The sequence below is a fragment of the Arthrobacter sp. TJ-178 genome (assembly GCF_058269275.1).
Genome location: NZ_JBZCNK010000004.1, coordinates 111,620 through 133,042, shown reverse-complemented (window position 1 = coordinate 133,042; position 21,423 = coordinate 111,620). Strand labels below are relative to the sequence as shown.

The following is a 21,423-nucleotide window of genomic DNA, read 5'->3' as shown; positions in this document are numbered from 1 at the left end:
CCTGGCCGGCCCAAAAAACGCCGTACAACGAAATCTAGGAGACAACCGTGTCAGTGCCAGAGAAGTTCACCCTCATCGTCGACGGCGAAGAGACCACGGTGGATACTGGCACCACAGGTGCGCAGCTCTTCTTCGACCGCCGCGACGTCGTCGTCATGCGCGTGGACGGCGTCCTGAAGGACCTGGACACCGAACTGGCCCCCGGCTCCGCCGTCGAAGCCGTGACCATTGACTCCGAAGACGGACTCAACGTCCTGCGCCACTCCACCGCCCACGTCATGGCCCAGGCCGTGCAGCAGCTGCGCCCGGACGCCAAGCTGGGCATCGGCCCGTACATCAAGGACGGCTTCTACTTCGACTTTGACGTGGCCGAGCCCTTCACGCCCGAGGACCTGAAGACCCTCGAGAAGATGATGCAGAAGATCATCAACTCGAACCAGAAATTTGCCCGCCGCGTGGTCACCGAAGAAGAAGCCCGCGAAGCCATGGCCAACGAGCCGTACAAGCTGGAGCTGCTCGGCAAGAAGGACGGCGCGGACGAAGCCGGCGAGGGCGCGAACATCGAGGTCGGCGCCGGTGAAATCACCATTTACGACAACGTGGACCGCAAGTCCGGCGACGTCATCTGGTGCGATCTGTGCCGCGGCCCGCACCTGCCCAACACCAAGCTGATCTCCAACGCCTTCGCGCTGACCCGCTCCGCCGCCGCCTACTGGCTCGGCAATCAGAAGAACCAGCAGCTGCAGCGCATCTACGGCACCGCCTGGCCCACCAAGGATGCCCTGAAGGCCTATCAGGAACGCCTGGCCGAGGCCGAGCGCCGAGACCACCGCAAGCTGGGCACCGAACTGGACCTGTTCTCCTTCCCCGATGAGCTGGGTTCGGGCCTGCCGGTGTTCCACCCCAAGGGCGGCATCATCCGCAAGGCCATGGAGGACTACTCCCGCCAGCGCCACACCGAGGCCGGCTACGAGTTCGTTTACACCCCGCACATCACCAAGGGGCACCTGTACGAGGTCTCCGGCCACCTGGACTGGTACCGCGACGGCATGTTCCCTCCCATGCACGTGGACGAGGTCACCGATCCGGAGACCGGCGAGATCACCAAGCCCGGCCAGGACTACTACCTGAAGCCGATGAACTGCCCCATGCACAACCTGATCTTCCGCTCCCGCGGACGGTCCTACCGTGAACTGCCGCTGCGGCTCTTCGAATTCGGTTCGGTGTACCGGTATGAGAAGTCCGGCGTGATCCACGGCCTGACGCGCGTGCGCGGCATGACCCAGGACGACGCCCACATCTACTGCACCCGCGAGCAGATGAAGGACGAGCTGACCACCACGCTGCAGTTTGTGCTGGACCTGCTCAAGGACTACGGCCTGGATGACTTCTACCTGGAACTGTCCACCAAGGACCCGGAAAAGTACGTCGGCTCCGACGACGTGTGGGAAGAAGCGACCCGCACCCTGGCCGAGGTTGCCGAGGCATCCGGACTGGACCTGGTGCCGGATCCGGGCGGAGCTGCCTTCTACGGCCCGAAGATCTCCGTCCAGGCCCGTGACGCCATCGGGCGCACCTGGCAGATGTCCACCATCCAGCTGGACTTCAACCTGCCCGAGCGCTTTGAGCTCGAATACCAGGCCGCCGACGGCACCCGCCAGCGCCCGGTCATGATCCACCGCGCACTGTTCGGCTCCGTGGAACGCTTCATGGCCGTGCTCACCGAGCACTACGCGGGTGCGTTCCCGGCCTGGCTGGCTCCGGTGCAGGTGGTGGGCATCCCCGTGGCCGAAGCCTTCAACGACTACATGTTCGACGTCGTGGACAAGCTCAAGGCCCAGGGCATCCGCGCCCAGGTGGACACCGGCACCGACCGCTTCCCGAAGAAGATCCGCACCGCCTCCAAGGACAAGATCCCGTTTGTCCTGATTGCCGGCGGCGACGACGCCGATGCAGGGGCCGTTTCCTTCCGCTTCCGCGACGGCAGCCAGGACAACGGCGTGCCCGTTGAAGAGGCCGTCAAGCGGATCGTCGAAGCCGTCCGCAACCGGGACAAGTAGACGGCGGCGGAGGCAGGAATGCAGATGGAAAACGGCGGACGGGACGGCAGCGGCAGTCCCTACCCCGGGGACGCTGAAGTCACCGACTCATTTGAACTCCCCGGCGTGCCGGATTCCTTTGCACGCCTGTGGACACCGCACCGCCTGGCATACATCAAGGGCGGGCAGGAACAGGTCTCCTCGGAGCACAACTGCCCGTTCTGCGCCGCCCCGGGCCGCAGCGACGAAGAGTCGCTGATTGTCCACCGCGGCAAGCATGCCTATGTCATCCTGAATCTGTTTCCGTACAACGCCGGACACCTGCTGGTCTGCCCGTACCGGCACGTGCCGGACTACACGGACATTGACGAGCAGGAGACAGCGGAGATAGCTTCCCTGACGCAGACCGCCATGCGCGTGCTGCGGAAGGTCTCCAATCCCAGCGGCTTCAACCTGGGCATGAACCAGGGCGTGACCGGGGGAGCGGGAATCGCCGCTCACCTGCACCAGCACATTGTGCCGCGCTGGGGCGGGGACGGAAATTTCCTGCCGATCATCGCCCAGACCAAGGCAATTACCCAAACCCTGGGGGATGTCCGCCAACAAGTGGCAGACGCATGGCCCCAGGCCAGCGAGGACTGAGCAGTGCTGAACAAATACGCAAGAGGCTTTTTCACCAGCGTCTTTACGCCGCTGGCGGCCTGGCTGCTGAAGCGCGGCGTCTCACCGGACGCCGTGACCATCCTGGGCACCCTGGGCGTCATGGTGGGCGGCCTGGTGTTCTATCCGCTGGGCCACCTGTTCTGGGGCACCGTGTTCATCACGGCGTTCATCTTCTCCGACGTCATTGACGGAATCATGGCCCGCCAGCAGGAACGCACCGGAAAATGGGGCGGTTTCCTGGATTCCACCCTGGACCGCTTCGCCGACGGCGCCCTGTTTGCCGGGGTGAGCATCTGGTATTTCACCGGCGGACACAATGACGCCATCGGCATCGCCGCCATCATCGCGCTGGTGCTGGGAATGCTGGTGTCCTACATCAGGGCCAAGGCCGAGTCCCTGGGCTTTAACGCCAACGTTGGCATTGCCGAGCGTGCCGAGCGTCTGGTCTCACTGCTGGTGGCTACCGGCCTGGTGGGACTGGGCGTCCCCGAGGTGCTGCTCCTGGTGGTCCTGCTGGTGCTGTGCGCAGCCAGCTGCGTGACCATCGGGCAACGGATGCTCGCGGTGCGCCGGCAGGCCATCTAGGCTCAGGCGGCCAATAACTGAAGGACAACTCACAGCTGCGCGTCACCGGAAGCAACCCGGTGACGCGCATCGCTCTTTAAAGCGGAGGGAAGCCCTAGGCTGGGTCCAGCAGCATTTGCTGATTCGGTTTCCCATGAAGGTGAGTTCCATGCACAACCCACAGTTCCCGGGCGCGGCTGCGCCCGTTTCCGCGTCCGGCTCCCTCTCTCCGGTCACCGGCAGCAGCCGGGTCAAGCGCGGTATTGCCGAGATGCTCAAGGGCGGGGTGATCATGGACGTGGTCACCGCCGAGCAGGCCCGCATTGCCGAAGACGCCGGGGCCGTGGCCGTCATGGCGCTGGAGCGCGTTCCGGCCGACATCCGCGCTCAGGGCGGAGTTTCGCGCATGAGCGACCCCGACATGATCGACAGCATTATCAATTCGGTCTCCATCCCGGTCATGGCCAAGGCCCGGATCGGCCACTTTGTGGAGGCCCAGGTCCTGCAGTCGCTCGGGGTGGACTACATTGACGAATCCGAAGTCCTGACCCCGGCCGATTACACGAACCACATCGACAAGTGGAAGTTCACCGTCCCCTTTGTCTGCGGGGCCACCAACCTGGGCGAGGCCCTGCGCCGCATCAACGAGGGCGCCGCCATGATCCGTTCCAAGGGTGAAGCAGGCACGGGAGACGTCTCCAACGCCACCATGCACATGCGCGCCATCCGCTCCGAGGTGGCCCGGCTGTCCTCACTGCCCGAGGATGAGCTGTACGTGGCCGCGAAGGAACTGCAGGCCCCCTACGAACTCGTGAAGGAGGTGGCCGCCGCCGGGAAGCTTCCCGTGGTGCTGTTCACCGCCGGCGGCATCGCCACACCCGCGGACGCAGCCATGATGATGCAGCTGGGCGCGGACGGCGTGTTTGTGGGCTCGGGCATCTTCAAGTCCGGCAACCCCGCCCAGCGCGCGGCAGCCATCGTGAAGGCCACCACCTTCTTTGATGACGCCGATGAAGTTGCCAAGGCCTCACGCGGCCTGGGCGAGGCCATGGTGGGCATCAACGTGGATGAAATTCCGCAGCCGCACCGGCTGGCCGAGCGCGGCTGGTAACACCGGGCGTCCCTGCGGGGGCCGGTGCTGCCGGCCTCTGCAGCGAGCCGTGCAGTCCGTCCCGGGCCTAGCTGCCCGGGACGGACTCTGCGTTAGCGCAGGTCCAGGCTGAGGTACTGCCCGCGGCCGATGAGCTCGAAGCCCCGTTCGGCCAGGAATTCGGCGCCGGCAGGAGCAGCGTTGACCGCCAGGCGGTCCGCACCGGCGGCTTCCGCCACCGTTGCCGCACGGCTCAGCAGCGCCGTTCCGTACCCCTTGCGCCTGCTGGAAGGACCAACCGCCAGCCCGAAAACCCCGGCGAGCGAACCCTTGCGGGGTTTGCGTGTCGGCTCGTCGGGAACCTGCGGCTTGCCGGTGATCGGATCCATGGGCGGGGGCTGCTGATCGACGGCGGCGGGGACATACACCCACGCCCGGCCCGTCAGCTTTCCGTCGCCCCGGGTGGTGAGGTGCCAGGCGGTGCGCGGGTGGCTGCGCCCGGCGGCGAGTTCATCGGCGTCGGGCCCGGTAACCTCAGCGGGCTCCGGATCGACGCCGGCGGTCCCGGCGTCGTAACGCTCCGGTACGCTCACGGGAGCGCTCATCCACTGCGGCTGCGGGCCGCGGCGGAACCCGAAGGCCTCCAGCGGCGCGTAGTTCACTGCGTTGTTCATCCAGACGGACACGCTCTGCGCGCCGAGCCGGGTGGCTTCGGTCAGGCCGGGCCGGATGCCGGCGGGCGCAATCCGCTGCGGGTACAGCAGGACCAGCTGACGCCGCGCTGGCAGCCACAACCACTCCGACTCATGGGTGGAAAAGGTATTGCCGCCAGTGACTCCGGCGAGTTTCGTCAACCAATTCCGGTGAAGGTCCTGACAAGCTGCGATGGTAACCATTTAAATTAGTCTAATCCGCGGCGGTGCAGCAACGGTTCAATGGCTGCATCACGGTCCCGGAAGTTACGGAATGCCTGCAGCGGGTCAATACTGTTGCCCCGGGCGAGCAGTTCGCGGCGGAACCGGTCTCCGTTCTCCCGGGTCAGGCCGCCGTTCTCCCTGAACCACTCCACGGTGTCAGCATCCAGGACCTCACTCCAGATGTAGGCGTAGTAAGCGGCTGCGTATCCGCCGGCGAAGATGTGCTTGAAATAGCCCGAACGGTAGCGCGGCGGCACCAGATCAAGTGCCACGCCGGCGCGCTGCAGGGCCTCAGCCTCGAAGGCCTCCGGGTCCTGCACGGTTTCTCCGGGAGCCAGTTCGTGCCAGGCCAGGTCCAGCAGGGTTGCACCGAGGTATTCCGTGGTGCCGAAGCCCTCGCCCCAGGTGGAGGCGGCCTCGATCTTGTCGATCACATCCTGAGGGAGCGGCTCTCCGGTGACGTGGTGCTTGGCGAAGTTGGCAACAACCTCCGGCCACAGCATCCACATCTCGTTGACCTGCGAGGGGTACTCGACAAAGTCACGCGGAACGGCCGTACCGGAAAACCGGGGGTAGGTGACCGAGGAGAACAGGCCGTGAAGTGCGTGTCCGAACTCGTGGAAGGCCGTCACCACTTCATCGAAGGACAGCAGGGTGGGCTCTGACTCGGGCGGCTTGGGGATGTTGAGGTTGTTGATGACCACCGACTGCGTGCCCAGCAGAGTGGACTGGTGCACCAGCGAGTTCATCCAGGCACCGCCGGCCTTGGTGTCGCGGGTGTAGTAGTCGCCCAGGAACAGTCCCAGCCCGGAGCCGTCCTCATTCTTCACTTCCCAGATCCGGACATCCGGGTGGTAACCGGCCAGATCCGGGCGTTCGGTGAAGGTCAATCCGTACAGCCGGTTGGCGGCGTAGAAAACGCCGTCATGCAGAACCCGCTCCAGCTCGAAGTAGGGCCGCAGGGCCGCCCGGTCCACGCTGAACTTTTCGCGGCGCACCTGCTCCGAGTAGTAGGACCAGTCCCAGGCCTGCAGTTCCTCGATCCCGTCCCGGGCGGCGGCTTCGCGCAGCAGTTCGGCTTCGGCCTGCGCGTTGCGGACAGCGGGAGGCGCGAGCTTGCCGAGCATGGAATGGATGGCTTCCAGCGACGGAGCCGTCTGGTTGTCCGTGGCGAACTCCGCATGGTTGGCGAAGCCCAGCAGGGCTGCCCGGTCGGCGCGCAGCGCGGCCATTTCCGCGGCGAGGCCCAGGGTGTTTTCCTGGTTGTCCCGGAAACCGCGGTTCAGTGAGGCTTCGAGGAGGCGGCGGCGGGTTTCCCGGTTGGTCAGCGAGGCGAGCGCAGGCTGCGAAGTGGGCAGGACCAGGGACAGCAGATAACCCTCCTTGCCTGCCTCGGCGGCAGCGGCGGCTGCCGAGGCGACGTCGTCGTCGGAAAGGCCGTCCAGCTCAGCAGCATCGGTGACCAGCAGCGCCGACTCATTGGTGTCCTTGAGCAGCTTCTGGGCGTATTCGGTGCCCAGCACGGACAGGCGCGAGTTCAGTTTCCGCATGCGTGCCTGGCCGTCTTCATCCAGCTGGCCCCCGGCCCGGATGAAGCTGCGGCGGTATTCCGAGACCAGCCGCGCGGATTCCTCATCCAAACCCTCGGTGGAGACGGCATTAACCCGCTCGAAGAGGTCCTTGTTGAGGTAGATGGCGTCTTCGTGGGCGGCCAGCTGCGGTCCCACTTCCTGCTGAATGGCCTGAACCTCGTCAGTTGCATCCGCTGCCGTAAGCGTGAAGAACACCAGGGCCGTGCGTTCGAGCATCTGGCCTGCCCGCTCCATCGCGGCGATCGTGTTCTCAAAATCAGGTGCCGCCGAATTGCCGGTAATCGCATCGATTTCTGCGAGGTGCTCCTCGAAGCCGGCCTTGAAGGCGGGGCGGAAATCATCCGGGGTGATGTGCTCAAAGGGCGGGAGCTGATAGGGCAGGGAGCTGATACTTCCGAAAGGGTTACTCATAATTGTCAAGACTCGCACACGGCTGTTGAGCCGAACAACAGAAACGCCGTCGTAGGCTGGCCGGGGGCTGCGAGGGGCCTCCTTTGCGCCGAATATGACGAGCGGGAGCGCCAATGACTACACGCAGGTTCGGATTTCTGCCCGGAACGGGTTCGACGGCGAAGGCTGCCGCTGCTGTGCTGCTGCTGGCCGTGGCGGGATGTGCGCCGGCATCGGACCCGGATCCGCAGGCAACGCCGTCGGCCTCCTCCGGTTCCGCGTCGGCCTTCTCGGGTTCCGCCTCGGCTCCCGATTCCGGAAGCAGCGGGACTGCGCCGCAGGCATCTCCCGCTCCCACCGCGACCCCCGGCGTGGGAGCGGAATGCGCTGCTGAGCGGTGCTTCTCGATGATGGTTGCCGGAGACCTTCTGGTGCATCCGCAGCTGTGGACCCAGGCCGGAGCCGACGCCGCGGTGAGCGGAAAGATGCCGCTGGACTTCGAACCGCTGCTTGAGGGCAAGCGGGCCTACCTCGATTCGGCTGACCTGGGCGTCTGCCACATGGAAACGCCGGTTGCGGAGGCCGACGGTCCCTACACGGGCTATCCGATGTTCAACGTTCCGCCGCAGATCCTGACCGCGGCCAGGGACGTGGGCTACGACGCCTGCACCACGGCCAGCAACCACACCGTGGACGCCGGAACTGAAGGACTGAACCGGACCCTGGCCGTACTGGACGCCCTGGGACTGCCCCACACCGGGTCCTACGCCACCGAGGCCGACGCCGCGAAGCCCCTGATCCTGTCCACACCGGCCGCGAAGGTGTCGGTGATCGAGGCGACCTACGGGCTGAACGGGATGAGCGCCGAGTTCGGCTGGCAGGTGGACCTGCTCGATCCCGCGGTGATGATCGCCAAGGCGAAGGCCGCCCGGGCTGCCGGCGCCGACGTCGTCGTGGGCGCGGTCCACGCCGGTGAGGAATACGCCTCGGTTCCCAACTCGCAGCAGGTGGAAACGGCACATGCCCTGGCGGACAGCGGGGAATTCGACTTCATTTACGGTCATCACAGCCACTCGGTGCTGCCGATTGAGAACTACAACGGAACCTGGATCGCCTACGGTCTGGGCAACTCCGTCACCGAGCTGTCCCCCTGGTACGACGTGAACAACGAGGGACTGATCCTGCGCGCCCAGTTTGGCCAGGACGACGACGGCGGCTGGGACGTCACGGACCTGGCCTGGGCTCCGTCCGTCATCGTCCGGGACCCCTACCGCTGGTGCTCAGTGGCGGCGGACCTGCCGCAGGGCCAGTGTGCGCCGCCCGAACAGCAGGCGGCAGTGCGGGCACGGACCATCGGCGTGGTCGAATCCATGGGTGCAGCGGATGCCGGAGCGCATGAATGGCTCGTGACGAAGGATCCGTTGCGCTGACTCCGATTCCGGAGGCGCTGGGCTGGACCGGATTCCTTCGCGCAGATAACGGGGCTAAGAGCGCTGTCCCAGGTTCCTTCGTGCAGATAACGGGGCCAAATGCGGTCTCCCGGATTCTCTCGTGCAGATAACGGGCCCAAATGCGGTCTCCCGGATTCTCTCGTGCACATAACGCGCCCAAAGAAGCAGATTCGGCTGTTTTGAGCCCTTGATCTGCACGAAGGATTTAGGGAAAGCCCGTTATCTGCACGAAGGATCAGCTCCGGAGCGCAATTCGCCGGATCGCAATTCGCCGGAGCGCAATTCGGCAGAGCAGCGACGTCCTAGCGGGGGCGCTGCGAGGCGTGCTGCCGTGCCAGCTCGGAGAGCTTGGCCAGCTCCGCCAGATCCTTCGCTGATTCCGGCCGCGGTTCAAAGCTGCCGAACTTGCGGATCACGGCCTGCTGGAGCAGGAAGTCCGCAATGGCCGGGTTCTTGGGCAGCAGGGATCCGTGCAGGTAGCTGGCCACCACGTTGCGGTAGCGGGCTCCCTCGTAGTTGTCCTTGGAGTTGTTGCCCTCGCCCTTGCGCACCTCGGCCAGCGGCTTAACACCCGAGCCGAGGAATGTCTGGCCGGAGTGGTTCTCGTAGCCGTGGATTTCACCGAATTCCTCGCTGACGGAAAGCACGTTGCCGATCAGCCGTTCGGTGCCGCCGTGGGTTTCCAGGTCCAGCAGTCCGATGCCCGGAATCACGGTCCCGGTGTGCGTCTTGAAGAAGTTGCCGAACAGCTGGTACAGCCCGCAGATGGCCAGCATCGGCAGGTCGTCTTCGGCCATCGCGCGCAGGGTCGGCGCAATTGCCTGCAGATCGTCCTGAATGACCACCTGGCCGCTGTCCTGACCGCCGCCGCCCACCAGCAGGTCCACATCCGCCGGGAATTCGTCGCCGGGGTTGTATTCCAGGACGTTGGCGGTGTAGCCGTGCCATTTCAGGCGCTGCTTCAGGACCAGAACGTTGCCCCAGTCGCCGTAAATGTTCATTTCCCGCGGATACAGCTGCAGGATGTTGATGGTCCGGTCTTCGCCGGCCTGCGGGTTGAGCGGCTCGCTCATGAGACCACCTCTACTGTTGTGATCTTGGAAAGTTCCCGCCGCACGGCGAGCATGGCCGTGTACGTGCAGAAGATGCGCATGGGGGAGGACCCGGCGGATGCGATGAACTTCTTCAGCGCGTCGGTGATGTCCGGGTCGATGTCCGCGACCGGGACGTCGTCGTACTTCAGCCGCAGCGCCATGTCATAGGCGCGCACGCCCGTGACCATGTTCACGCCGTTTTCGGCGAGGGTTTCAAAGTCCACGTCCCACAGCCAGGACATATCCCGGCCGTCGGCGTAGTTGTCGTTGATGGCGATCATGGTGGAGTAGCCGTGGGCGGCAAAGGACTTCAGCCCCAGCCGGAACCCGCTGGGGTTCTTCACCAGCACCAGTTCCAGCGGCTGCCCGTTGACCATCAGCGATTCGCCGCGGCCAAAGGCGGGCTCCACGTTGGACAGCGCCGTGAACAGTGCCTCCGAGTTGGCCTGCGGCCCGGCGATGACGCGTGCCAGGGTGAGAGCGGCGGCGGCGTTGAAGATGTTGTAGACGCCGCGCAGCTTGAGCGAGGTGTTCACCACGGTCTCATCCACGCGGAAATCGGCGTCGGTTTCGGTAACGCGTTCCAGCACGACGTCGGCGGGCAGCACGGCTGCGGCGGCTTCGGCTGAGGAGCCGCGCATCTCGTCGTCGTTCGGGAAGGTGCTGCGCAGCGACGCGTCGAGGCCGAAGTAGCGCACGTCCTGCTTGTCCAGGGAGGCGGCAATGCCGGCCACGCGGGGGTCTTCGCGGTTCAGGACCACGGTGCCGGTGGTGGCCTTCGCAATGGTTTCCAGCAGCCGGGTGGTCTTGTCGATTTCTCCGAAACGGTCCAGCTGGTCGCGAAGCACGTTCAGCAGCAGCGAATAGCGCGGCTGGATGAGTTTCACGAAGTGCGTTGCGTGCGCTTCGTCCAGCTCCAGGACGGCGACGTCGGCATCCAGCCGCCCGCGCCAGTCCACCTCGCCGAGCAGTGCGGCAGCGACGCCGCGGGTGAAGTTGCTGCCCGTGCGGTTGGTGAAGACCTTCAGGCCCTGGCTTTCGAGGAGCTCGACCACCATTTTGGTGGTGGTGGTTTTGCCGTTGGTGCCGGAAACCACGGCAACGCCAAGGGGGAGATCGGCCAGCGTGCGGCGGATGAAATCGGGATCAATTTTCTCCACCACCAGGCCGGGCAGTGCGGAGCCGCCGCCGCGCAGTTTGGAGGCACTGCGGACCAGCTTGCCTGTCAGGACGGAGAAAGAACTCATGGTGTATGAATATATCGCAAGCAGCTCCGCCGGGCTGATTCCGGCCCCGACGGCGGCACCGGACAGCGGGGGCGGCGGCAGGCGTTGCTCCTCCCGGGTCCGTAGACTGGCCCGATGACACAGGAGCGGAAATTGCGGGTGGGCGTGCTGGCACTGCAGGGCGGGGTCCGCGAACACGCAGCAGCGCTGGAGGCCACGGGTGCCACGGCAGTTCCGGTTCGGCGGCCGGGAGAACTCGACGGGCTGGACGGCCTGGTGCTGCCGGGAGGCGAGTCCACCACCATTGACAAGCTGATGCGCACCTTCGGCGTATACGAACCCCTGCAGGGACGGATCCGGGACGGCCTTCCGGTCTACGGTTCCTGTGCCGGAATGATCCTGCTGGCGGACCGCATCGCAGATCCGGCGCACAACGCCTCCGGTGAGCCGCAGCAGACCCTGGGCGGGCTGGACATGGTGGTCCGCCGCAACGCCTTTGGCCGCCAGCGGGAATCCTTCGAAACCCTGCTGGATTTCAAGGGCCTCGAAAATCTTCCGTCGGTCCGCGAATCCGGGGCCGACGCTGCTCCCGTCCACGCGGTTTTTATCCGTGCACCTTGGGTGGAAAAGACGGGTAATTCGGTCCAGGTCCTCGCCGAGGTCCCGCCGCAGAGGGGCGGTCATGCGTCTGCTGAGGATTTGGTCGCTAGAATTGTGGCAGTGCGTTCGGGAAACCTGCTGGCCACCTCGTTTCATCCGGAGGTAACGGGGGAGAGCCGGGTCCACGAACTTTTTATCCAGATGATCAGAGGAGAAGCGTAGAGCATGTCGGGCCACTCTAAATGGGCAACCACTAAGCACAAGAAGGCAGTCATTGACGCCAAGCGTGCAAAGTCGTTCGCCAAGCTGATCAAGAACATTGAAGTTGCGGCCCGCGCAGGCGGCGCCGACATGGCCGGCAACCCCGGTCTTGAACTGGCCGTCGCCAAGGCCAAGAAGACCTCTGTTCCCATTGACAACATCAACCGCGCCGTCAAGCGCGGCGCCGGACTCCTGGGCGAGGCCGTTGACTACCAGACCATCATGTATGAGGGCTACGGCCCCCAGGGCACCGCTCTGCTGATCGAGTGCCTCACGGACAATAAGAACCGTGCCGCCTCCGAGGTTCGCCTTGCGGTAACCCGCAACGGCGGCAACATGGGAGACCCCGGGTCCGTGGCTTACATGTTCACCCGCAAGGGCGTGGTCACCCTGCCCAAGAAGGACCTCACCGAGGATGACCTGCTGATGGCCGTGCTGGATGCAGGCGCCGACGAGGTGAAGGAATCCGGAGACAACTTCGAGATCATTTCGGAAGCTGCGGACCTGCGCGCCGTGGTTGCCGCCCTCGAAGAAGCCGGCATTGAGTACGAGACCGACGAGGCCGAGTTCCTGCCCTCCATGCACGTGGAGCTGGACGCGGACAACGCCCGGAAGTTCCTGAAGCTCATGGACGCTGTGGAGGACCTGGACGACGTCCAGAACGTGTACTCCAACGCTGACATCCCCGCCGAGGTCTTCGCCGAGCTCGAAGAGGACTGAGCAGCCGGTGAGCCTGCGCGTCCTGGGCGTTGATCCGGGTCTTACCCGCTGCGGGCTGGGAGTCGTTGAAGTTGAACGCAACCGCCGTGCCACCCTGGTGGCCGTCGGCGTGGTGGGCACGGAGGCCGGAACCGCCCTGGACGCCAGGCTGCTGGTGATCTCCAACGCCATCGACCTGTGGCTGGACACCCACAAACCGGATGTCCTGGCCGTTGAACGCGTCTTCAGCCAGCTCAACGTCAGCACGGTCATGGGCACCGCCCAGGCGTCCGGCGTCGTCATTGCGGCGGCGGCGCGCCGCGGCATTCCCGTGGCCCTGCACACGCCCACCGAGGTCAAGGCGGCGGTGACGGGTTCCGGCTCCGCCAACAAGGACGCGGTGGGCAAAATGGTCACCAAGATCCTGCGGCTGGATGAAATGCCCAAGCCCGCGGACGCCGCCGATGCCCTGGCGCTGGCCATCACCCACGCCTGGCGGCGCGGCGTGGCCGGCCCGGGGCAGACGACGGCGGGATCGGCTTCCGGAGCGCGGGCCGCAGTTCGCCCGCCCAGCAACGGGCTGACGCCGGCCCAGCGGCTGTGGGCCGAGGCGGAAGCCCGGGCCCGGCGTTGACCGCAGCGTGCCGGAACCGCGGATTCGGGCCGGCACACAGTAGGGTATTCGTAGATATGTTCTACACAGCCCCTGGAGTTTTGTCATGATCGCATCCCTGCGCGGGACCGTAACGCACGTTGGCCTGCACTCGGCGGTGATCGACGTCAACGGCATGGGCATGCTCATCCAGGCCACGCCGCAGACACTGAGCTCCCTGCACGCGGGCCGCGAGGCCGTGGTGCAGACGGCCCTGATTGTCCGCGAGGACTCCATGACCCTCTTCGGCTTCACCGACGCGGATCAGCGTGAAGTCTTTGAAACGCTGCTGAGCGTCAGCGGAGTGGGCCCGCGCATTGCCCTGGCCGTCCTGGCCGTCCACACCCCCGAAGCCATCCGCGTTGCCGCTTCTTCCGGCGATGACAAGGCATTCAGCAAGGTCTCCGGCATCGGTCCCAAGGGTGCCCGGCGGATTGTGCTGGAGCTGGCGGACAAGCTGGTGCCGCTGGGCACCGCGGACAACCCCGCCGCAGCGCGCTGGCAGGACCAGGTCCTGGCCGCCATGACCGGCCTGGGCTGGTCCGAGAAGGACGCCAACGCCGCCATTGATGCCGCCGTTGCCGAAGCTCCCGAGATTGCCGCCGGCGGCAACGTGGGCGAAATCCTGAAACTGACGCTCCGCCGGCTGGGCACCGACGGCGCCCGTGCCCGCGCTCCCCGCCAGCAGGTGAGCTGAGGTGTCGGTCCTTCCCGGCGACGGACTGGTTGCCGCTGCCGGCGACCCGGATGACAAGGCGATTGAGGCGGCTCTCCGGCCCAAGAACCTGGATGACTTTGTCGGCCAGAAGCGTGTTCGCGAGCAGCTCTCGCTGGTCCTGGAAGCCTCCCGGCTCCGCGGCCGCAGCGCGGACCACGTGCTGCTGTCCGGGCCTCCCGGCCTGGGCAAGACCACCCTGTCCATGATCATCGCGGCTGAAATGAACGCGCCGCTGCGCATTTCCTCCGGCCCCGCCATCCAGCACGCCGGAGATCTGGCGGCCATCCTGTCCTCGCTCACCGAGGGCGAGGTGCTGTTCCTTGACGAGATCCACCGCATGTCCCGCCCCGCCGAGGAAATGCTCTACATGGCCATGGAAGACTTCCGCGTGGACATCATTGTGGGCAAGGGGGCCGGAGCCACTGCCATTCCGCTGGACCTGCCGCCCTTCACCCTCGTGGGCGCCACCACCCGTGCCGGACTGCTGCCGGGGCCGCTCCGCGACCGTTTCGGATTCACCGGACACCTGGAGTTCTACTCCACCGCCGAACTGGAGCTGGTGCTGCGCCGCTCCGCCATGCTGATGGACATGAAGGTCAACTCCGCCGGCTTCGCCGAGGTGGCCGGCCGCTCCCGGGGCACCCCGCGCATCGCCAACCGGCTCCTGCGCCGGGTGCGCGACTGGGCGCTGGTTCACGGCGTGGACCAGATTGACGCCCGCACCGCCGGAGCCGCCCTGGACATGTATGAAGTGGACGCCCGCGGGCTGGACCGGCTGGACCGCTCGGTGCTCCGCGCACTCATCACCAAATTCAACGGGGGACCGGTGGGCCTGTCCACCCTGGCCATCGCCGTCGGAGAAGAACCGGAAACTGTGGAAACGGTGGCCGAGCCCTACCTGGTGCGCGAAGGACTCCTGGGCCGCACGCCGCGCGGACGCGTTGCCACCCGGGCCGCCTGGGAACACCTCGGCCTGGACATGCCGGACAACGTGGCAGCGGGTCTGCCGGAGAACATGTTCTCCGGCCCCGGCACCAACACGTCTGCCGAGGATGGATCCGCGTTCCGCTGAACCGGCACCCCGGTTCTCCTTTCAGAGCGGCTTGAGGATACCGGCCGCACGAGAGAAAATGCAGTGCAGGGAGAAACTTTTCTGCCGTTGCGGACGTTTTACCTTTAGACTGGTCATTTGTTGTGCCGCACCCTTGTGTCGTGGCGCACAAAAGACTGAAGCGCAAGCGACTGCGGACATCGCCGGCCCCGCCGGATCGATTGTCCCCATACCTGCACACCATCTCCACAACAGAAACGGAACCACTCTGTGTTCTTAAACGTCTTGGCCCAAAACACCGCCGATCAGTCCGCTGGAGGTTTCAGCTTCAGCAGCCTGCTGCTGCCCATCCTGCTGGCACTGTTCATCTTCATGATGTTCCGCAAGCAGAAGAAGACGCAGAAGACGGTGCAGGAACAGCGGACCCAGATGGTTCCCGGCACTGAGGTAATGACCCAGTTCGGTCTGTTCGGAACCATCCTCTCGATTAACTCCGAGGAAAACAAAGCTGTCCTGGAACTCTCTCCCGGCAACACCGCCACGGTGCACCTGCAGGCGCTGACGAAGGTTGTCACCACCGAGCCCGCAGCCGCTGAAGACGCCCCGGTGGTTCCGGATGATGCCTCCTCCATCACTGCCGGCGATCAGCGCAGCGACGCTGCACGCACGGCCGATCACGTGCAGCAGGATGACTCCGCTGCCCGCGCCGGTGAGACGGCCGAGGAAACACTCGAGCGCCTCAACCGCGAAAACAATAAAGAGAACTAGACTCTCCACGGGCCTGCGGAGCCAGATTCTCCGCAGGCTGCCCGGGGTCACCTGGCCTCCGGTGTCTCACGCTAAAAGGAATATTCCCTATGCCTCGTACCGGCCCCGGCTCGGCCGCAAAAAAGACGCTCCTCTGGTTGGGCGTCATTTTTGCTGCTTTGGCCCTTTTACTCGGCGGCGGTTCCATGTGGAGCAACGCCAGCTGGACCCCGAAACTTGCCCTTGACCTGGAGGGCGGCACCGAAATGATCCTTGCGCCGCAGGTGCAGGGCGGTACCGAAATAACGCAGGAACAGCTGGACCAAGCCGTGGAAATCATCCGCCAGCGCGTGGACGGCAGCGGTGTTTCCGAAGCGGAAATCACCACGCAGTCCGGCCGCAACGTAGTGGTCTCACTGCCGGGCGTCCCGTCGGCCGAAACCCGTGAACTGATCCAGGCCTCGGCCGCGATGGAATTCCGTCCGGTCCTTTCCGTTGGTGCTGCGGCACCAGCCGCCGAGCCGGTTCCGGATGACCAGCTGCCGAAGCCGGCCGCTGAGCCGGCCAACGCCTCCGATGACAACTGGATCACTCCGGAGCTGTACCGCGAATTCGAAAGCACTGACTGCACGGATCCGGCCACCCTGGAAGCTTCGGTGGAGCCGGCACCGGCAGACAAGCCCATGATCGCCTGCGAACCCGGCACCGGCGCCAAGTACATCCTCGGCCCTGTCGAGGTTCCCGGCTCGGACATTGAAGATGCCACCTTTGGCATGTCCACCAGCAGCCAGGGCGCCTCGATCAACGAGTGGGGCGTGAACATTAAGTTCAACGGTGAAGGCACCGACGTCTTCAAGAATGTGACGGAACGTCTCTTCGCCTTCCAGCAGGGAGACCCGCACAACCAGTTCGCCATTGTGCTGGACGGCCAGGTCATCTCCGCCCCCACTGTTCAGGGCGTCATCACCGACGGCCAGCCCCGCATCACGGGCAACTTCACGCAGGAATCGGCAAAGGCGATGTCCGAGCAGTTGAAGTACGGCGCACTGCCCATCAGCTTTGATATCCAGAGCGAACAGCAGATCTCGGCAACCCTCGGCGCAGACCAGCTCAAGATGGGCCTGATTGCGGGCGTCATCGGTCTGGCACTGGTAGCTGTCTACTCACTGTTCCAGTACCGCGCCCTGGGCTTCGTCACCATCATCTCGCTGGTGGTGGCAGGTCTGCTGACCTACCTCGCCATCTGCCTGCTTGGCTGGGGGCAGAACTACCGGCTCTCGCTCGCCGGGGTGGCGGGCCTGATTGTGGCGATCGGCCAGACGGCCGACTCCTTCATCGTCTACTTCGAACGAATACGTGATGAACTGCGCGACGGGCGCGGACTGGCGGCTGCCGTGGACAACGGCTGGAAGCGTGCCAAGCGCACGGTGCTGGCGTCCAAGGCAGTGAACATCCTCGCCGCCGTCGTGCTCTACTTCGTGGCTGTGGGTAACGTGCGCGGCTTCGCCTTCACACTGGGCCTGACCGCGGTTGCCGACCTCATTGTGGTGTTCATGTTCACCCACCCGACCATGGTGCTGCTGGCCCGCACCAAGTTCTTCGGCGAGGGCCACAAATGGTCCGGCCTGGACACCACCCGCCTGGGCGCCGTGCCGCTGTACCGCGGTGCCGGACGCATCCGCGAACCCGGGACGGCTCCGGTGCGGGTCAAGAACAAGGCAGCTTCGAAGGAAGCCGAACGCCGGATGACCATCGCCGAGCGCCGCCTCGCCGAGAAGCAGGATTCACTGGCCGGATCCGGCCGCAGCACTGAAAAGGAGGGCTAGGAATGAGTAAGCTCCCAAAGTTTGCCACGTTCGGCAACGAGCTTTACACCGGCAAGCGTTCCTACCCGTTTGTGCCCAAGGCCAAGCTCTGGTTCATCATCGCAGCCGTCGCCGTCCTCATCTCCATCCTCATTCCGGTGGCCAAGGGCGGATTCAACCTGGGCATCGACTTCCGCGGCGGATCCGAATTCACCGTCTCCGGAACCGAGAACAGCCAGGTCGGCCCGGGTGAGGAAGCCGTGGGCGACGTCGCGAGCGAGTCCCGCGTCACCAACATTGCTCCGGGGACCATCCGGGTGCAGACCGAGCAGCTCAGCGATGACCAGACGCTGGAGGTCAAAGCCAACCTGGCAGAGGCCTACGACGTCAACGAAGACCAGATCACGTCCACGTACATCGGCCCCACCTGGGGACAGGATGTCAGCCGGCAGGCCCTGATCGGCCTGGTGGTGTTCGTGGCGCTGGCGGCGGTGCTGATGGCCCTGTACTTCCGCACCTGGAAGATGTCCTTGGCTGCCATTACCGCCCTGCTGGTGGTTATGGTGACCACCGCCGGACTGTACTCGCTCAGCGGGTTCGAGGTGACGCCGTCGGCCATCATTGGCTTCCTGACCGTGCTCAGCTACTCCCTGTATGACACGGTGGTGGTGTTTGACAAGGTTCGGGAAAACACCAAGAACCTGGACAAGAGCACCAAACGCACGTTCATGGAGCAGGTGAACCTGGCCGTGAACCAAACCCTGGTCCGGTCCATCAACACCTCCGTGGTGGCAGTGCTTCCCGTGGCCTCAGTGCTGTTCATCGGCGCTTTCCTGCTCGGGGCCGGAACGCTGAAGGACCTGTCGCTGGCACTGTTCATCGGCATCATCCTGGGCACGGTGGCCACCGTGTTCATTGCCGCACCGCTGTATGCCGTGCTCCGCCGCAACGAGCCGGACATTGTGAAGCAGGCCAAGCGCGTGAAGGACCGCCGGGCGCAGGAAGCCAAGGAAGCAGCCGCGGCATCGCCTGCGGGTGCCACGGCGGTATCATCCGGCAGCTAGCTGCGCGGAACCTGACCCGGAGAATATCCGGACAGGCACCTGGCTGAAAAAGGCCTCCGGACGGGGTTGTTCGCGTTTGCCGAACACCCCGTCCGGAGGCCTTCTGCGTAATCCGCAGCTCTTCGGCGTCACGGAACGGAGCGGGGATTGCGCGGTTTAGGGCAAGACATGCATAGGCATAGACTTGAAGTAAAGACCGGTACGTTGGGTGCTTCCGTGACTTGGGGGAATGGCAGCGCCTAAGGTGGAAAAGGTCGGATACGTCTCAGAGAGGGCAGCAGTGGGAGAGAGCGCGACACCGGCCGACAAGGCAGGCGCAGAAAGGGCTTCCGGAACACCCGCCACCGCGGATCCGGGAGCTCCGGTTTCCGCTGCGTCCCAGCTGGCCGATTCCCGGAAAACCGCCAAGGCTCCCGTGCCGGTGCAGGCTCCGGACGCTGCTGCTGGGGGCAAGCCTGCGCGTGCGCCGCAGGCTTCCGATGCGGACGGGAAGGCATCATCCGTGCCGGCAGGCGCGGGCGGCGCTGCGCCGGTCCGCCCCGCGCCCGTCCGCCGCACCTCCACCAGGGCGCGCCTGGCACGGCTTGCCGGACGCGGCTCCACCGGTTATTCGCCCATGCTTGAGCCGCTGCTGCGCACCGTCCGGGCCAACAATCCCAAAGAGGACCTGGACCTGATCCAGCGGGCCTACCTGGTGGCCGAACGCAGCCACGAGGGACAGAAGCGCAAGAGCGGCGATCCCTACATCACGCATCCGGTTGCCGTGGCAACCATTCTTGCCGAGCTCGGCATGACCGGCACCACGCTGGCTGCCGCACTCCTGCACGACACGGTGGAGGACACCAGCTACACGCTGGACGAGCTCCGCCGGGAATTCGGCCCCGAAGTGGCCATGCTCGTGGACGGCGTCACCAAGCTGGACAAGGTGACCTTCGGCGACGCCGCTCAGTCCGAGACGGTACGCAAAATGGTTGTCGCCATGGCCAAGGACATCCGGGTCTTGGTCATCAAGCTCGCCGACCGGCTGCACAACGCCCGCACCTGGCGCTTCGTGTCCCCGGAATCCTCCGCCCGCAAGGCGCGCGAGACCCTGGAGATTTTCGCTCCGCTGGCCCACCGGCTGGGTATGAACACCATCAAGTGGGAGCTGGAGGACCTGTCCTTCGCCGCCCTGCATCCGAAGGTGTATGACGAGATTGTGCGGATGGTCGGGGACCGGACCCCGGAGCGCGAAAAGTACCTCTCCACCGTGCGCACCCAGATTGCCGATGACCTGCATGCGGTGAAGATCAAGGCGACCATCACCGGCCGGCCCAAGCACTATTACTCGATCTACCAGAAGATGATTGTCCGGGGCAAAGACTTCGACGACATCCATGACCTGATGGGCGTGCGCGTCCTGGTGGACTCGGTGCGCGACTGCTACGCCACCCTTGGAGCCCTGCATGCGCGGTGGAACCCGCTGCCGGGGCGGTTCAAGGACTACATCGCCATGCCGAAGTTCAACATGTACCAGTCGCTGCACACCACGGTGATCGGCCCCGGCGGCAAGCCGGTGGAAATCCAGATCCGCACCCATGACATGCACCGCCGTGCCGAGTACGGCGTTGCCGCCCACTGGAAGTACAAGGACGGCTCCAGCACTCCCGTGGGGCCCGAAAACAATGACATGGGCTGGCTGAGGTCCCTGGTGGACTGGCAGCAGGAGACGTCGGATCCGGACGAGTTCCTGGATTCGCTGCGCTTTGAAATCAACGCCCGCGAGGTCTTTGTTTTCACCCCCAAGGGCGAGGTCATGGCGCTGCCCGCCGGGTCCACCCCGGTGGACTTCGCCTACGCGGTTCACACCGAGGTGGGACACCGGACCATCGGCGCCCGCGTCAACGGAAAACTGGTGCCGCTGAACAGCGAACTCCAGCACGGTGACTGGGTGGAGATCTTCACGTCCAAGGCTGAGGGTGCCGGCCCGAGCCAGGACTGGCAGGGGTTCGTCAAGAGCCCCCGCGCCCGGAACAAGATCCGCCAGTGGTTCACCAAGGAACGCCGTGAAGAGGCGATCGACAAGGGCAAGGAACTGCTGACGCGGGGGATGCGCAAGCAGAACCTCCCGCTGCAGCGCCTGATGACCCACGACGCCCTGGTAACCGTCGCCCAGGAGCTGCACCACCAGGACATTTCGGCGCTGTATGCGGCGGTGGGGGACGGGCACACTTCGGCCCAGAATGTCATCGAGCACCTGGTCTCGCTGATGGGCGGACACCAGGGCGCCGAAGAGGATCTGGCCGAAACACCGGTCTCGACGGCGGCCCGCCGGCCCAAGTTCTCCGATTCGGGAGTGACGGTCCGCGGAGTGGGCGACGTATGGGTCAAGCTGGCCCGGTGCTGCACCCCGGTGCCGCCGGATCCGATCATCGGTTTTGTCACCCGCGGTTCGGGGGTGTCGGTGCACCGCAGCGACTGCCGCAACGTTTCCGAGCTTCGGGACCAGCCGGACCGGATTGTGCCGGTGGACTGGGCTCCCACCCAGTCTTCGGTCTTCCTGGTGGAAATCCAGGTGGAAGCACTGGACCGCAAGAGCCTGCTCTCCGACGTCACCCGGGTGCTCTCGGAGAACCATGTCAACATCCTCTCCGCCAGCGTGAATACCTCAAGCGACCGGGTGGCAATGTCCAAGTTTGTGTTTGAGATGGGCGATCCCAAGTATCTCGACCACATCCTGGGCGCCGTGCGCCGGATCGACGGCGTGTTTGACGTCTACCGGACCACGGGTTCCCAGCGGCGCGTCTGATCCGGCGCCCGG

Annotated in this window: 18 protein-coding genes; 14 read left to right on the top strand and 4 right to left on the bottom strand. The window is 65.2% G+C overall.

Annotation, left to right across the window (positions count from 1 at the left end):
• The first annotated feature begins 47 nt into the window (after window positions 1-47).
• The 4 genes from thrS to pdxS all read left to right on the top strand — a co-directional run bounded on the left by thrS (window position 48) and on the right by pdxS (window position 4,377).
• Window positions 48-2,060 (top strand): threonine--tRNA ligase, encoded by a 2,013-nt coding sequence (thrS, locus tag AC4D2Q_RS12155; RefSeq protein WP_490925717.1) that lies wholly within the window; start codon window positions 48-50, stop codon window positions 2,058-2,060.
• 24 nt (window positions 2,061-2,084) lie between these two features.
• Window positions 2,085-2,681, top strand: a complete 597-nt coding sequence (locus tag AC4D2Q_RS12150) for an HIT family protein (protein WP_490946682.1) — start codon at window positions 2,085-2,087, stop codon at window positions 2,679-2,681.
• 3 nt (window positions 2,682-2,684) lie between these two features.
• The gene (gene pgsA / locus AC4D2Q_RS12145) at window positions 2,685-3,287 is read left to right on the top strand and encodes a phosphatidylinositol phosphate synthase (protein ID WP_490946681.1); all 603 of its coding nucleotides are present in this window, start codon (window positions 2,685-2,687) and stop codon (window positions 3,285-3,287) included.
• A gap of 148 nt (window positions 3,288-3,435) precedes the next feature.
• Window positions 3,436-4,377 carry a pyridoxal 5'-phosphate synthase lyase subunit PdxS gene (gene pdxS, locus AC4D2Q_RS12140; protein WP_490925715.1) on the top strand — a complete coding sequence of 314 codons (942 nt, stop codon included), beginning with the start codon at window positions 3,436-3,438 and terminating at the stop codon, window positions 4,375-4,377.
• A 92-nt stretch (window positions 4,378-4,469) separates the two neighbouring features.
• Here the strand turns inward: pdxS and AC4D2Q_RS12135 are convergent, their stop codons facing one another.
• Together AC4D2Q_RS12135 and AC4D2Q_RS12130 are read right to left on the bottom strand one after the other, a co-directional pair.
• Window positions 4,470-5,210 (bottom strand): GNAT family N-acetyltransferase, encoded by a 741-nt coding sequence (locus tag AC4D2Q_RS12135; RefSeq protein ID WP_490946680.1) that lies wholly within the window; start codon window positions 5,208-5,210, stop codon window positions 4,470-4,472.
• Window positions 5,211-5,257: 47 nt separating this feature from the next.
• Complete coding sequence (locus tag AC4D2Q_RS12130; RefSeq protein WP_490946679.1) at window positions 5,258-7,276, bottom strand: M3 family metallopeptidase; 2,019 nt, start codon at window positions 7,274-7,276, stop codon at window positions 5,258-5,260.
• 113 nt (window positions 7,277-7,389) lie between these two features.
• Here AC4D2Q_RS12130 and AC4D2Q_RS12125 point away from each other — a divergent pair, with 113 nt between their 5' ends.
• Window positions 7,390-8,685 carry a CapA family protein gene (locus tag AC4D2Q_RS12125; protein WP_490946678.1) on the top strand — a complete coding sequence of 432 codons (1,296 nt, stop codon included), beginning with the start codon at window positions 7,390-7,392 and terminating at the stop codon, window positions 8,683-8,685.
• A gap of 323 nt (window positions 8,686-9,008) precedes the next feature.
• Here AC4D2Q_RS12125 and AC4D2Q_RS12120 read toward each other — a convergent pair whose 3' ends face one another.
• Together AC4D2Q_RS12120 and AC4D2Q_RS12115 are read right to left on the bottom strand one after the other, a co-directional pair.
• Complete coding sequence (locus AC4D2Q_RS12120) at window positions 9,009-9,779, bottom strand: type 1 glutamine amidotransferase (protein ID WP_490925711.1); 771 nt, start codon at window positions 9,777-9,779, stop codon at window positions 9,009-9,011.
• Window positions 9,776-11,047: a MurT ligase domain-containing protein gene (locus AC4D2Q_RS12115; RefSeq protein ID WP_490946677.1), complete on the bottom strand. Its 1,272-nt coding sequence runs from the start codon at window positions 11,045-11,047 to the stop codon at window positions 9,776-9,778. Before AC4D2Q_RS12115 ends, AC4D2Q_RS12120 begins: the two co-directional genes overlap by 4 nt.
• A 114-nt stretch (window positions 11,048-11,161) precedes the next feature.
• Between AC4D2Q_RS12115 and pdxT the strand changes: the two genes are divergently transcribed.
• The 9 genes from pdxT to AC4D2Q_RS12070 all read left to right on the top strand — a co-directional run bounded on the left by pdxT (window position 11,162) and on the right by AC4D2Q_RS12070 (window position 21,411).
• Window positions 11,162-11,848 carry a pyridoxal 5'-phosphate synthase glutaminase subunit PdxT gene (gene pdxT / locus AC4D2Q_RS12110; protein WP_490946676.1) on the top strand — a complete coding sequence of 229 codons (687 nt, stop codon included), beginning with the start codon at window positions 11,162-11,164 and terminating at the stop codon, window positions 11,846-11,848.
• A gap of 3 nt (window positions 11,849-11,851) precedes the next feature.
• Window positions 11,852-12,607 (top strand): YebC/PmpR family DNA-binding transcriptional regulator, encoded by a 756-nt coding sequence (locus AC4D2Q_RS12105; protein WP_490946675.1) that lies wholly within the window; start codon window positions 11,852-11,854, stop codon window positions 12,605-12,607.
• A gap of 7 nt (window positions 12,608-12,614) precedes the next feature.
• Complete coding sequence (gene ruvC, locus AC4D2Q_RS12100; protein WP_490925707.1) at window positions 12,615-13,220, top strand: crossover junction endodeoxyribonuclease RuvC; 606 nt, start codon at window positions 12,615-12,617, stop codon at window positions 13,218-13,220.
• An 85-nt stretch (window positions 13,221-13,305) separates the two neighbouring features.
• Window positions 13,306-13,935, top strand: coding sequence for a Holliday junction branch migration protein RuvA (gene ruvA, locus AC4D2Q_RS12095; RefSeq protein WP_490925705.1), 630 nt, complete (start codon window positions 13,306-13,308; stop codon window positions 13,933-13,935).
• A gap of 1 nt (window position 13,936) precedes the next feature.
• Window positions 13,937-15,028, top strand: a complete 1,092-nt coding sequence (gene ruvB / locus AC4D2Q_RS12090; protein ID WP_490946674.1) for a Holliday junction branch migration DNA helicase RuvB — start codon at window positions 13,937-13,939, stop codon at window positions 15,026-15,028.
• Between the two features lie 249 nt (window positions 15,029-15,277).
• A complete protein-coding gene (yajC, locus tag AC4D2Q_RS12085) occupies window positions 15,278-15,775 on the top strand; it encodes a preprotein translocase subunit YajC (RefSeq protein ID WP_490946673.1) in 498 nt (165 codons plus the stop codon).
• Window positions 15,776-15,864: 89 nt separating this feature from the next.
• Window positions 15,865-17,580 (top strand): protein translocase subunit SecD, encoded by a 1,716-nt coding sequence (gene secD, locus AC4D2Q_RS12080; protein WP_490946672.1) that lies wholly within the window; start codon window positions 15,865-15,867, stop codon window positions 17,578-17,580.
• A 2-nt stretch (window positions 17,581-17,582) separates the two neighbouring features.
• Window positions 17,583-18,623, top strand: a complete 1,041-nt coding sequence (gene secF, locus AC4D2Q_RS12075) for a protein translocase subunit SecF (protein WP_490946671.1) — start codon at window positions 17,583-17,585, stop codon at window positions 18,621-18,623.
• A gap of 229 nt (window positions 18,624-18,852) precedes the next feature.
• Window positions 18,853-21,411: a RelA/SpoT family protein gene (locus tag AC4D2Q_RS12070; RefSeq protein WP_490946670.1), complete on the top strand. Its 2,559-nt coding sequence runs from the start codon at window positions 18,853-18,855 to the stop codon at window positions 21,409-21,411.
• Window positions 21,412-21,423 lie beyond the last annotated feature (12 nt).

Excerpts from the sequence above, each read along its gene's own strand:
- AC4D2Q_RS12130 (WP_490946679.1), bottom strand. The coding sequence starts at position 7,276 with ATGAGTAACCCTTTCGGAAGTATCAGCTCCCTGCCCTATCAGCTCCCG.
- AC4D2Q_RS12120 (WP_490925711.1), bottom strand. The coding sequence starts at position 9,779 with ATGAGCGAGCCGCTCAACCCGCAGGCCGGCGAAGACCGGACCATCAAC.
- AC4D2Q_RS12105 (WP_490946675.1), top strand. The coding sequence starts at position 11,852 with ATGTCGGGCCACTCTAAATGGGCAACCACTAAGCACAAGAAGGCAGTC.
- AC4D2Q_RS12115 (WP_490946677.1), bottom strand. The coding sequence starts at position 11,047 with ATGAGTTCTTTCTCCGTCCTGACAGGCAAGCTGGTCCGCAGTGCCTCC.
- secD (WP_490946672.1), top strand. The coding sequence starts at position 15,865 with ATGCCTCGTACCGGCCCCGGCTCGGCCGCAAAAAAGACGCTCCTCTGG.
- secF (WP_490946671.1), top strand. The coding sequence starts at position 17,583 with ATGAGTAAGCTCCCAAAGTTTGCCACGTTCGGCAACGAGCTTTACACC.
- AC4D2Q_RS12070 (WP_490946670.1), top strand. The coding sequence starts at position 18,853 with ATGGCAGCGCCTAAGGTGGAAAAGGTCGGATACGTCTCAGAGAGGGCA.
- AC4D2Q_RS12125 (WP_490946678.1), top strand. The coding sequence starts at position 7,390 with ATGACTACACGCAGGTTCGGATTTCTGCCCGGAACGGGTTCGACGGCG.
- AC4D2Q_RS12150 (WP_490946682.1), top strand. The coding sequence starts at position 2,085 with ATGGAAAACGGCGGACGGGACGGCAGCGGCAGTCCCTACCCCGGGGAC.
- pdxT (WP_490946676.1), top strand. The coding sequence starts at position 11,162 with ATGACACAGGAGCGGAAATTGCGGGTGGGCGTGCTGGCACTGCAGGGC.
- pdxS (WP_490925715.1), top strand. The coding sequence starts at position 3,436 with ATGCACAACCCACAGTTCCCGGGCGCGGCTGCGCCCGTTTCCGCGTCC.
- ruvA (WP_490925705.1), top strand. The coding sequence starts at position 13,306 with ATGATCGCATCCCTGCGCGGGACCGTAACGCACGTTGGCCTGCACTCG.